Below are 12,715 nucleotides of genomic sequence, written 5' to 3' on the forward strand. Positions count from 1 at the left end.
TTCCACCAGAGGAGAAACAATGATGAAAACTCGTCTTATCAAAACCGCATTAATCAGTTTAGGGCTAACCACCGCCCTGTCCGTTTCGGCTTCCCAAGATCTCAGCCAAAAAAGCTGGGAAGAGATTGTGGCGCAAGCTAAACAAGAAGGCTCGGTAACCTTTAGCGTGTGGTATTTACAACCGCAATTTCGCCTTTTCGTGAAAGATTTCGAAAAAACCTATGGCATCAAAGTGAAAATTCCTGAAGGCACTTTAGACGGTAATATGAATAAGCTGATCGCTGAAAAATCCCTTAGTAAAGGGAAAATGGACGTGATCGCCATCGCTGCCGACAATTATCCTATCGTGCAGAAAAATGATGTGTTACGAAATCTCAACAGCTTGCCTAATTTCGCTCAAGCCAACCACGCTTTGCAAGGAGTGAAATTTGGCAATCAAGCAATGGGCTTTTGGGGCAACCAAACGGGCTTCGCTTATGATCCAATGCGGGTGAGTGAAGATCAACTGCCACAAACCTGGGCGGAAACTGAAACCTATATCCAAACTCACCCGAAAAAATTTGGCTATGCCGATCCCAACGGCGGTGCTTCAGGTAAAGCCTTTATTTTCCAAGCCTTGCTCAACATCAGTGGTAATTATGATTATCAAAACACGCCTTTTGACGCAGCTCAAACCGAAAAATGGCAAAGCACTTGGGATTGGTTCAATCAAAATAAACAAAATATGGTACGTACCGCCTCTAACGCCGACAGTTTAACACGCTTAAATGATGGCGAATTAGACATTGTTGCCGCTTGGCAAGATCATTTATTTAGCCTACAAAAACAAGGTGCGGTTACGCCTCGCTTAAAATTTTATGTGCCGAAATTCGGAATGCCGGGCGGCGGTAATGTGGTTGTTGTCGCAAAAAATGCCCCTCACCCTGCAGCAAGTTTAGTGTTTACCAACTGGCTAGTTTCACCTGAAACGCAACAAAAATTAGCCAACCATTTTGGTATTCGCCCATTGAATGCGGAAATCGGACAAGCGGATATTCCTTTCTTCCCGCTTGACTGGAGCAAAGCCGCCATTGCCGATTTCACCAAAGAAGTGATCGCAAAATAAACGGAATAAGCTAAGGTTCACCTTAGCTTATTTTTTCGCTATTTACATTCAAAAAATGCGGGATTTGCTTCAGCTTGTTATTTTGAACTTAAACATAAGAAAATGAGATGAAACTTTTGCTAAAAGTTGCATTTTGGCTTCCATTCCTTTTTTGAGAAAATTCTTTTAGTAAATTTTTTCGTATTATCTTTTTTAAAAAGCCACCAATTTCAGAAAAATCAAGCTATAAACTAGCTTTATCGAATTCACTTTTATTGCCTGCAAAGATATATTCTTCAAAGGAGCTTGAACTTCTAATATAACTGTAATGTACCATTACACTTTTTAAATGGATTTTGAATTTGCTTATAAAAAAACTGCACTCTCTTGGTGCAGTAAATAATGAAAAAGACAAAGTAAGATTATTTCGCTGAAACCTGCTGTAAAAATAATTTTCGAGGCGTTCGTAGCCCTAATTTTTCCGCTTCATTGACCAGATTTAAGGCTCGGTTGATGTCTTTTTGTTTTAACGCATTGAGGACAGCTTGATTAAAATAGGCCTCCGTTTCTTTCTCCACCTTAACATTTTTCTCATTCTCTCCCTTTTGGTTAGCAATCACGGCGGTGGCTGCGGGGGCGTTTTTCTCCATTGTAAAAATCTGATTTAAGCCGACAAAATGTGTACCGTTAGCGGGTTGGAAATTAACAATGAGCTTGCCATTTAAACTATGCTTCACTTGAATATCCGCAATCGCTGGCGGTTGTTTGCCCGTGGCTTTGGCAAAAAGTTTTGAGGGGTGAGGGACGATAGTTTGCCCTGCCAAATCCGCTTTGGTGGTGTAAATCAGCAAGTATAATGCTCCTTGATTAATTGGCGTGAGATTTAGCTTTGCGGCTAATCTATTCGGCTTTAGCCCACGTTCTTCTTGCAGTTTAAAGTAGGTGGAATCATAATGTGCTGCAACCTGAAATTGGCTATCCAAAACCACGACATTCGGGACAAAAACGTGCTGATTTTGCACCTCACTTTCAATTTCGATTTCCATTGTTCCTTGGCTTGCAGGGAGGCGATAAGCCGCAACAGGGCTTTCAATCCCAGCAAAAGAGAGCGTAAACCCTTGTTTTTGTGTGGCGTTAAGTTCGGTTTTCACCTGTTGCGGTAGTGCGACATCTTGCCAGTGCAACTGAGCGAGGCTTTGAGCAGGCAAAGACAAGGTTGCGGCGAATGTTGGTTGAGTGCTGAGAGCGGTGGCAAAAAGTGCGGTCAAAAAAATGCGTGTTTTTTGGGTTAATTTCATTGTTACCTCACAAGAAGAAAGCCATTGTGTTGTTGAAGAGGCAAGCAAAAGTGCGGTGGTTTTTTGAGCCAGTTTTTTTGCTTGCCTTGTCCTATGATTTACTTATGAATCAATGGGTTGCCTGAACTTGAGATCCATTTAATGGTTGGCATTACCACCAAGCTTCAAATTGTATGCCAGCGATAAATTCACCATCTTTGGCTTTATAGCCTGCGTCAGTGCGTTTGCTGGTATTAAATTTATCGTTCCAATGTGCATAAGTGCCGAACACACGGATTGCAGGTCTTGCCCAAATGCTGCTACCGGCTTGCCATTGTTGGGCGAGGGTGTATTTTATTAGCTGATTTTTCAATCCTGTTTGCTGATCTTTAATGCGATCATAACCCACTTCAACTAGTGTACTCATTGTGTCAGTCCATTTGTACATAGGGCGAACGCCAGCAGAATACCAAGTTTTCCCTTGATGATTATCTAAATCGGTTTTTTCGTAAATTAACGCATACATTACTTCCACTTTATCTGACGGTGCGACAACGCCTTGATTGATTAAACGTAGCATATGCCCTTTATTGGTATTTGAGCCACCTTGAGAATGTCCCGTACTCCAAGAGGTCATCGCGTCTGTGGCGTATTGCACGGTAAATTTATTAAAACCGCCAAAAAATTCGCCTTGTGTGTGTTCAAGGGTGAGCATATACCCGTTTTTACTCGCACCCTCGACACGGCTGGCGTGATTTTTGGTGTGAGAGTTACCATAATCTAGCCCGATTTCTAATTTTCCGTTTTTATTCACTTCAAGATCGGCAAGACGCACATCAAAGACATCGTTATACACGTCTTTATCTAGATCACGAGTGGATTCCCACTTTTTCGTAATCGGGTTATAATTCCAGCCGTACGCTCCGCCTTGCTCGGTATTGCGAGTTACGGCAAAAGACAATTTCCCTACGCCCACATCAATATTCTCTACCCCTGCGCCAGGGCCTGAAATATCCCAATAATAGAAGTCATTAAGATGCACATCGTGGCGTTGATAAAAGCGTTTCCCTGCCCATAAAGTGGCATCGGGTAGGCTGTCGAGGAAATTTTTAAATTGCACATTGATCTCACGCAAGGCGGGCGTGGTGGTTTCCCAATCGCCTTGCTGATTAATGGAATAAGCAAGATTGGAATCTAAATAAATAGATTTATTGCCTTCATTGAAAAGGGATTGCCCTAGTTTAAATTCCGCATAGGTTTCCGCTTCGTTACCTAAGCGATATTTTGCCCCCCCCCCATTCACCGTAAAGGCGGTTTGCTCACCACCGCCTGATGTCCAACCAATGCCCGAACGAGCATAGCCGTGAAAATCAACGGCATTCGCACTCAGTGCGATAAAACTGGCGGCGATAGCGGTTGCAATGCGTGTTTTTGCGTTTTTCATAAGCGACCTCACTTGAAAATAATTGACGTATGAAAGAGAAATGAAAAATGATGGTTACACCCCTTTTTCTTTAAAAAGCCTTGAACAAGCCACCCCGTTTTCTTTGAATAAATGACAACGCTCTGGCACGATCCCAATATCAAATTCTGCCCCCTCATCAATCAACACCACATCATTTTGTCGATAGACCAAGGTTGGCTGTTTAATTTCAGGAATTTCAAGATGGATTTGGGTTTCATAGCCCAGTAGTTCCACCACTTGCACTTTACCTCGCAAAGTCACTTCGGCGTTTTCGGAGGGAACAAGATGCTCTGGTCGAATACCAAGGGAAAGGTTATCTCCCACTTTCACACCATCACCGCGGACAGGAATCCAAAAGTTATGGTGATTGGCATCAGGTAATTCGACTCTGACCCGCTCATTTTCAACGCCAGTTACTTTAACAGGCAAAAAGTTCATTTTTGGTGAGCCAATAAACCCAGCGACAAAACGATTCGCTGGATAATGATAAAGTTCAAGTGGTTTACCAACTTGTGCAATTCCGCCAGCTTTTAATACTACGATTTTATCCGCAAGAGTCATCGCCTCCACTTGATCGTGGGTAACGTAAATCATAGTGCGGTTCAATTTTTTGTGTAATTTAGAAATTTCCACCCGCATTTGTACGCGTAATGCGGCATCAAGATTAGAAAGGGGTTCATCAAGTAAAAAGACTTCAGGCTGAGAAACGAGGGTTCTGCCAATCGCCACCCGTTGGCGCTGACCGCCCGATAAGGCTTTCGGCTTGCGATCGAGCAAATGGGCAAGTTGTAACACTTCTGCCACTTGATTTACCCGAGTCTCACGTTCCGCTTTGCTCACCCCAGCCAGTTTTAAGCCGAAAGACATATTTTCCGCCACATTCAAATGAGGGTAGAGGGCGTAAGATTGAAACACCATTCCTATGCCTCTTTTGGCTGGCGGCACATCATTCATTCTTTTTTCGCCGATGTATAAATCCCCTGTGCTGATGTCTTCAAGCCCTGCGATCATTCTAAGTAAGGTGGATTTTCCACAGCCAGAAGGTCCAACAAAAACGACAAATTCGCCTTCATCAATTTCTAAATTAATGTCCGTTGAAATCTGTACATTGCCGTAGGATTTACCCACATTGCGTAAGGATACCTTTGCCATATTTAACCTCGTTTTGCATTTTTATCCGAAAGCTTAGGATAATTCAATGTGCCGTATCTTCCCCTATTCATTTATAAAAAAAATCCTCCTTGACGGATTTTTTTAAGGATTAGATGAAAAAATCGGCTGAAAATGATGTTGTGTGTTGAAAAGGACAATTTGGCGAGCTTTTGTGATAGCGATCACATTTTCTTCTTTCATTTTTGTGAGCTTGCTCACAGAAATAGAAAAAACTTGTCAGAACAGGCTGATTTTTTAAAAGGAGGAGATGGGGGGAGGATAACAAATTGTAAAATTTACGCATAATGAAGCAGAAATCCTTATTACCCACTCACAATCAGGAGCGTAGTATTATGAAAAAAGTGATGAAAAAAAACTTATTGACTTTCACCCTAAGCACCATTGCCAGCCTTGTTTTCTCAGGGGCGGTAATGGCGAAAATGAGCGAAGGAAAACTGGTGATTTGGATCAACGGCGACAAAGGCTATAACGGCTTGGCTGAAGTTGGGAAAAAATTTGAAGCGGATACAGGCATTCCCGTGTTAGTAGAACACCCTGATAAACTAGAAGAAAAATTCCCACAAGTTGCCGCAACAGGCGATGGACCCGACATTATTTTCTGGGCGCACGATCGCTTTGGTGGCTATGCACAAGCAGGATTGTTAGCCGAATTGCACCCTAGCCCTGACTTTAAAGAAAAATTCGCCGATTTCGTGTGGGACGCACAAACCTATAATGGCAAAGTGATTTCTTACCCTGTTGCGATTGAATCCCTTTCATTAATCTACAACAAAGACCTGATCAAATCGCCACCTCGCACTTGGGAAGAAATCCGCGAATTGGATAAAACCCTAAAAGCACAGGGGAAAAATGCCATTATGTGGAACCTTGCAGAGCCTTATTTCACTTGGCCAGTGGTTGCTGCCAATGGAGGCTATGCGTTCAAATTTGACAACGGACGCTACAACCCGCAAGATATCGGCGTGAATAACGCAGGTTCGCAACAAGGATTACAATTTGTCGTGGATTTGGTGAAAGATAAGGTGATCAATCCTGATATGGACTATTCCGTTGCGGAAGCTAGCTTCAACAAAGGAGAAACTGCCTTAACCATCAACGGGCCTTGGTCGTGGGGCAACATTGAAAAAAGTGGGATCAATTATGGCGTGGCAGTATTGCCTACCCTCAATGGTAACCCATCTAAACCATTTGTGGGGGTATTAAGTGCCGCGATCAATGCCGCAAGTCCAAATCAGGATCTCGCCGTTGAGTTTTTAGAAAATTATCTTTTAACGGACGAAGGGTTAGCCACTGTGAATAAAGATAAACCATTGGGAGCAGTGGCATTGAAATCTTACCAAGCTAAGCTCGCTGTTGATCCTAGCATTGCCGCCACGATGACGAATGCGGAAAACGGAGAAATTATGCCGAACATTCCGCAAATGTCCGCCTTTTGGTACGCTGAACGCAGTGCGATTACTAATGCGGTGAATGGTCGTCAAACGGTACAACAAGCCCTAGATGACGCACGAGCAAGAATTTTAAAACAGCAATAATTTGAGGGGAATTTCCCCCTTTTGTCTATAGCTAAAAGTGCGGTGCTTTTTTTTACATTTTTTTTGAGGTGTAGTATGCGATCATTTTTAAGCCCCAATCCTGTTTTAACCCCCAAGCTGAAGCAACGAGGTTTTGTCAGATACAGCCTAATCCTTGCCATTTTGTTCTTGGATTTTTATGCCGTAATGCTGATGTATTCGCAAGGCGAGTATCTTTTCGCCCTATTAACCCTCGTGATTCTCACCTCTGGGGTTTATATTTTTAGCAGCCCGAAAGCCTATGCGTGGCGATATGTGTACCCCGGCATCACAGGAATGATCATCTTTATTTTGTTTCCATTGGTAGCCACTATCGCCATTGCATTCACCAATTACAGCAGCACAAACCAACTTTCATTTGAGCGTGCGTTAAACGTTTTAACCACCCAGAAATATTTATCTGGCGAAAAATATGATTTCAAGCTCTACCCACAAGCGGAGGGAAAATTCCAAATTGGCTTATCGCATAACGGAGAATATTTTCTTTCCGAACCCGTACCGTTAGCCCCTGCACAAGTCAATTTAACGCGACAAGATCTGCCAAACATCAGTACCGCTCCGCTGAAAACCATTACCCAAAATCGCCAAACCTTGCAAGCGATGACCTTAATTTTACCTAATGGCTCATCATTAACAATGAGTTCATTACGCCAGTTTTCAGCTCAAAGTCCTCGCTATCATTATGACGAAGCGACACATCAGCTAGTTAATAACGAAAACGGCAAACGCTATGCTGCCAATTTTGACATGGGCTTTTTCCAACAAATTGATGCACAAGGCAACTGGCTGAAAGAAACCCTTGAACCCGGTTTCACCGTTTCTATCGGCTTCAGCAATTTTATTAAAATTTTCACCGATGAGGGCATTCAAAAGCCGTTTATCCAAATTTTTATTTGGACGATTGTATTTTCTGTGCTGACGGTAATTTTTACTGTGATCTTAGGAATGATTTTCGCCAGCCTCGTACAGTGGGAAGCCTTAAAAGGCAAGGCAATTTATCGTCTTTTATTAATTCTGCCTTATGCCGTTCCAGCATTTATTTCCATCTTAATTTTCAAAGGGTTATTTAATCAAAGTTTCGGTGAAATCAATATGATCTTGAACCAGCTTTTCGGCATTCGCCCTGAATGGTTTAATGATCCGTTCTTAGCTAAGGTAATGATTTTAATCGTAAATACTTGGCTGGGCTATCCTTATATGATGATCTTATGTATGGGTTTATTGAAAGCCATTCCGCAAGATTTGTATGAAGCCTCCGCAATGGACGGTGCGTCCACTTGGCAAAATTTTAGCAAAATTACCGTGCCTTTATTGTTGAAACCGCTCACTCCCTTAATGATCGCCTCGTTCGCCTTTAATTTTAACAACTTTGTGCTAATTCAATTATTAACCAATGGGCGACCAGATATGATCGGCACAACAACACCAGCAGGACATACTGATCTTTTAGTCAGCTATACTTACCGAATCGCATTTGAGGGTGGCGGAAGCCAAGATTTTGGGCTAGCCGCTGCCATTGCAACCCTGATTTTCCTATTAGTGGCGGGGCTTGCCTTGCTGAATATCAAAGCCACAAAAATGAAATTTGACTAGGAGGGATTATGGCTATTGTTCAAGCAAAATCATTACGCTATCGCCTATGGGCAACCCATTTATTTTTAATTGCCTTTATCGCCTTAATAATGTTCCCACTATTGATGGTGGTTGGCATTTCTTTACGTCCAGGGAATTTGGCACTTGGAGATATTATTCCACACGAAATCTCTTGGGAACACTGGAAACTCGCCCTCGGGTTTGATGTGGTACATTCCGATGGCACTATCATCCCACCGCCGTTTCCCGTATTACTTTGGCTTTGGAACTCAGTGAAAGTCGCAACGCTGACTTCAGTGGGAATTGTCGCACTTTCCACCACCTGTGCTTACGCTTTCGCCAGAATGAAATTCAAAGGCAAAAAAACGCTATTGCAAGGAATGCTCATTTTCCAAATGTTCCCTGCGGTGTTATCCCTTGTCGCCTTATATGCCTTGTTTGATCGCCTAGGGCAATATATCCCATTTCTGGGGTTAAACACTCACGCTGGCGTGATCTTCGCCTATCTTGGTGGTATTGCATTGCACGTTTGGACGATCAAGGGATATTTTGAAACCATCGATGGCTCATTAGAAGAAGCCGCCGAATTAGACGGTGCAACACCGTGGCAAGCGTTCCGCTTGATTTTGCTTCCGCTTTCTGTGCCGATTTTGGCGGTGGTGTTTATTTTATCTTTCATCGCAGCTATTACAGAAGTGCCAATCGCCTCACTGCTCTTGCGTGATGTGGAAAGCTACACTCTCGCCGTGGGTATGCAACAATATCTTTATCCTCAAAACTATTTATGGGGCGATTTTGCCGCCGCAGCCGTCCTTTCCGCTATCCCTATCACCGCCGTCTTCCTACTTGCCCAACGCTGGCTAGTTGGCGGATTAACCGCAGGCGGTGTAAAAGGTTAATTCCTGAGGGGAAGAAAAAGTAAAAAAATAGCGAAAAATCTGACCGCACTTTGAATGATAAATCACGCTCTCAACACTTGTAGGGCGTGATTTTTAAGCCGGTAAAATATGATTAAAGAGAGTTAAAACCATTTCTGACTTTGCTGATAGTGGTGGAGGGGAAGAAGATTATAATGCACTAAAGTAATTTTTACTGCGTTTCATAATCTCTGTGCTTTTCTTCTAATTTTGCAAAGTTGCAACAAAATTTCTCAAAGCCAAAACGTTTTGTAATTGCATTGGTATATGTTTTGGTTGCGATCTCGTAAATGCGGGCTTTATGTTGATTGATATATAAATCTTCTTTGATGAGTAACGCTGTATATTTTAAATCTATCTCAAATTCTTTGGTATAATCAATCTCAATTAAAGCACTATCAACAATAGGGAACATATAAGCAAAGCGAATACTTGCCTTTTGTTCACCACTGCTTTTTACCTTAAAATCACTTTGACTTTTACAAATTTTAGAAGATAAAGGGGCAATATATTTTATACCGTTAATGGAAAGGACTATACCGACAAAAGGTCACTTTTTTCCATTATCTTTATTGGCTGGAATTTTCGGTTCAATTTCTCTTAAAAAATCAAGATAGTGATCTGTTACACGATATAATTTTAATCTATCACTCATAACCATTTCCCCAATGAAAATACTGTGCAAAAAAAAAGATGCCGATTAGGCATCTTTTTTCAGCACTTGTGGTAGCTTGCACCTAATTAAGTAGCACTTATGGCAGCTTACGCCCGATTAAATAGCACTTATGGCAGCTTACGCCTCAGCACATAATATAGCCATTTTTGAGTGGTATTTCAAGGTTTGTCATTGATTTTCCTTTTCTAGTCGTTTTTCGTTTTTAATTTAACTGTACCCCATCAATTGCAAAAGTTCCCTTGTGTATTGAATGGCTTCGTTACGATTTGCTACGCCTAATTTTTGATATAAATTGCGGATATGGGTTTTAATTGTAGTGGTGGCAACTTGTAATTCATCTGAAATTTGGTCGTTGCTATATCCCGAATAAATTAAGCCTAGCACTTGCCATTCCCGTTGGGTAAGGGGGCTGATTTTTAATAAATCTGGCACTTGCGGATTTTTTAATAATTGTGCGACAAATTCTTCATCAAAATGAGCGAATTTATGTCGATAATATTGGTTGATGTGGCGTAAGATAAATTGAGCTTTATGAGCAACTAATTCATCGAGGCTGTTTTGGGCAAGTAATTGGCGGATTTGCTGTGCCATTATTTCCCCCTCCAACACGAAAACACTGATAAAGTTGGTTTGTTTGGTGAGGGCAAGAGCAAGCTGAAGATCTGCCATCGCCGCTGTTTTGTTATGTGTAAGAAAATGCAGCCGATTGCGTAAAATTAAGGCTCTATTTAAGTCGCTGATAAATTGTAACTTTTCCGCCGTTTGGATCAATTTATCCAAAATCGTTTTGGCAGCCTCATAATCGCCGATCAGCATTTTTGCCCGCGCAATATTACGCCATTGTACTTGGCTGAAATGATTGGTATCCGTGCTTGGTGGTTGGTTTTGAATTAGCCAATTTTGAGCAGCTTGGTTATCGTTCGTCATTTGCCATAACACAATTTTGACCTGATCAGCATTGGCATTCCAATCGTTGTGATAATGATGTGCATTTTGTAGTTGGGTAATTTTTTCTAGCAGTCGGGCGGCGTTGTCTAAATCCCCGCGTACAATGGAAATTTTGCATAAAATCGCCAAACATTGTAGCCTTGCTTCTTCGCTATCCAACACAGAAATACCGGCGGTTGCCATAGCTTCGGCTTTGTCCAAATCATACCAATCCCATAAAATTTGCCCTTTCAAACGGAGCAAAAACTCATACATTGGAATTTGTTGTAAGTGGTTTTCTTTCACAAATAGCGTCGCTTTATTGAGCATATCATACCCCGCTTGTAAAAAACCTTGGGCGATCAAGATTTCCGATTGTTGGAGTAATGTCCACAGCACATTGTGAGAGGTGTGATACTGACGAGCCATTTTTTCCGCTTTTTGCAGCATTGTAATCGCATCAGCGAAATTGCCCTTAACGTGCCAAGCCTCGCCAATAATGGAGGTGGCAACAATTTTAGCATAGTGGGCGTTGTCAGCAAGGCGATTTAATGCGTTGGAGGCAAGTGAAAGTGCGGTGTTTTCATCGCCTGAATTTATGGCGACTTGGGCGAGCAACACGTCAAATTCCGCTTGATTTTCAGGGCTGAGATCGATGTTCTGTTGCTCAAAATGGGCAAAAATGCCAGCCACTTCACTATGTCGATGTTGGCTTTGGGCAAGCCACGCTTTTAATAACACCAGATTAGGGTAGGCGACAAGCCCTGTATCATCAAGATGTTCTAGGCTTTGCTCTAATAATTTGAGTTCCCCTTGGTGGAATAATTGCCAGCCGTTTTGTGATAAAATTTGCAACAATAATTGTTTGTTTTCTAACAAGCTGGCGTGGTAGAGGGCTTCGGTAACATAGCCTTGTGCAAGCCAACCTCGTGCCGCTTGTTGGTGCAAGGCGGGCATTTCATTTGCCAACTCACGTTGGCTGCAATGGGCTAAGAAAGAGGCAAAAAGCGGGTGAAAACGCCACCAATTATCATCGCTTTCCATTCGCTGTAAAAATAGCCCTTGTTTTTCTAACCGTTCCAAAATAAATCGGCTCTCTGTTTCGCCCGTTACTTCAGCTACGAGAGTTTCGTTCATTGAACGCAGAATGGAGCAACGCAAAATAAATTGTCTGGTTGCTTTATCCACAGGGGCAAGTACTTCGTCATTTAAGTAATCATTGATGTGAAAACTATGGTGGGAAAGGCGTTTGGCAATATCTTGTAAAGTACTTTTCTGCTGTTTGGCAGAAAGGCTGATGAGTTGTAACGCCGTCGGCCAGCCCTCCACCTCATCACAAAGTGCGGTAATTTCTTGTTCCGTTAAGGGATTTTCTAAGCGAGATTGGAAAAACGCAATACTTTCTTGATGAGAAAAAGGCAGTTGATGGGCATTAATTTCTAATAATTGTTCTTGCACTCTTAAACTGGCTAAGCTCAATGGCGGCTGAGAACGTGAAATCAAAATGAGCGTCATTGCAGGCGGTTGGTGTTTGATCCAATATTTTAATGCGTCGTGAATTTCTTCGTTTTCAATTAAATGATAATCATCAATCACCAGATAAAATGGCTGTTCGTAGGAAGCAAGATTGACCAACAACTGATTAAACAGTGAAGACAAATTGGAATAGGGCGGATTGTCTTCATTGTGAATGTGGTTGTTGGTAGCTCTCGCTAATGCCGCACAAAAATAGCCTGCGAACCGCTCCGTTTGATTATCGCTTTCATCTAAAGAATACCAGCCTAGATGTGGTTTATCCTTTGCCCATTGGGAAATCAACGTAGTTTTGCCATAACCTGCGGGAGCGGTAATCAGCACTAAAGGATAATCTGAAGCCTGTTCTAGCAAGGATAATAAAGCGGTTCTGGTTACGCTATTTTGTAGGCGGTAAGAACAAATAAGTTTTGATGGAATTAACATTGTTAATAACCCTTTTGTTGATGAAAGATGTCTTTTGGAGTTCTCCTCCCCCAAATAAGAAATTACTTCC

10 protein-coding genes are annotated in these 12,715 nt (G+C 42.1%); 4 read left to right on the forward strand and 6 right to left on the reverse strand.

What is annotated here, in order from left to right:
* Positions 1–22 precede the first annotated feature (22 nt).
* A complete protein-coding gene (locus tag JP36_RS03500) occupies positions 23–1,105 on the forward strand; it encodes an extracellular solute-binding protein (RefSeq protein ID WP_039172097.1) in 1,083 nt (360 codons plus the stop codon).
* A 401-nt stretch (positions 1,106–1,506) separates the two neighbouring features.
* Here JP36_RS03500 and malM read toward each other — a convergent pair whose 3' ends face one another.
* The 3 genes from malM to malK all read right to left on the reverse strand — a co-directional run bounded on the left by malM (position 1,507) and on the right by malK (position 4,978).
* Positions 1,507–2,382, reverse strand: a complete 876-nt coding sequence (gene malM / locus JP36_RS03505) for a maltose operon protein MalM (protein WP_039171994.1) — start codon at positions 2,380–2,382, stop codon at positions 1,507–1,509.
* Positions 2,383–2,533: 151 nt separating this feature from the next.
* Positions 2,534–3,805 carry a maltoporin gene (locus tag JP36_RS03510; RefSeq protein ID WP_039171996.1) on the reverse strand — a complete coding sequence of 424 codons (1,272 nt, stop codon included), beginning with the start codon at positions 3,803–3,805 and terminating at the stop codon, positions 2,534–2,536.
* Between the two features lie 54 nt (positions 3,806–3,859).
* Positions 3,860–4,978 carry a maltose/maltodextrin ABC transporter ATP-binding protein MalK gene (gene malK / locus JP36_RS03515; protein WP_039171998.1) on the reverse strand — a complete coding sequence of 373 codons (1,119 nt, stop codon included), beginning with the start codon at positions 4,976–4,978 and terminating at the stop codon, positions 3,860–3,862.
* 365 nt (positions 4,979–5,343) lie between these two features.
* Between malK and malE the strand changes: the two genes are divergently transcribed.
* The 3 genes from malE (at position 5,344) to malG (ending at position 9,065) form a co-directional block, all read left to right on the forward strand.
* Positions 5,344–6,534, forward strand: coding sequence for a maltose/maltodextrin ABC transporter substrate-binding protein MalE (gene malE / locus JP36_RS03520; RefSeq protein ID WP_039172098.1), 1,191 nt, complete (start codon positions 5,344–5,346; stop codon positions 6,532–6,534).
* Between the two features lie 75 nt (positions 6,535–6,609).
* Positions 6,610–8,166 carry a maltose ABC transporter permease MalF gene (gene malF, locus JP36_RS03525; RefSeq protein ID WP_052119437.1) on the forward strand — a complete coding sequence of 519 codons (1,557 nt, stop codon included), beginning with the start codon at positions 6,610–6,612 and terminating at the stop codon, positions 8,164–8,166.
* A gap of 8 nt (positions 8,167–8,174) precedes the next feature.
* The gene (gene malG / locus JP36_RS03530; RefSeq protein ID WP_039142625.1) at positions 8,175–9,065 is read left to right on the forward strand and encodes a maltose ABC transporter permease MalG; all 891 of its coding nucleotides are present in this window, start codon (positions 8,175–8,177) and stop codon (positions 9,063–9,065) included.
* 190 nt (positions 9,066–9,255) lie between these two features.
* On the opposite strand, the gene JP36_RS03535 is transcribed toward malG, so the two are convergent.
* From JP36_RS03535 to malT, 3 genes are all read right to left on the reverse strand, one after another.
* Positions 9,256–9,621 carry a type III toxin-antitoxin system ToxN/AbiQ family toxin gene (locus JP36_RS03535; protein WP_267881915.1) on the reverse strand — a complete coding sequence of 122 codons (366 nt, stop codon included), beginning with the start codon at positions 9,619–9,621 and terminating at the stop codon, positions 9,256–9,258.
* Positions 9,622–9,633: 12 nt separating this feature from the next.
* Complete coding sequence (locus tag JP36_RS11725; protein WP_234702141.1) at positions 9,634–9,738, reverse strand: type III toxin-antitoxin system ToxN/AbiQ family toxin; 105 nt, start codon at positions 9,736–9,738, stop codon at positions 9,634–9,636.
* A 228-nt stretch (positions 9,739–9,966) separates the two neighbouring features.
* Entirely contained in the window at positions 9,967–12,645 is a 2,679-nt protein-coding gene (gene malT, locus JP36_RS03540; protein WP_039172001.1) for an HTH-type transcriptional regulator MalT, read from the reverse strand.
* Between the last annotated feature and the right edge of the window lie 70 nt (positions 12,646–12,715).

It is taken from the genome of Gallibacterium genomosp. 1 (genome assembly GCF_000771875.1).
Lineage (GTDB): Bacteria > Pseudomonadota > Gammaproteobacteria > Enterobacterales > Pasteurellaceae > Gallibacterium.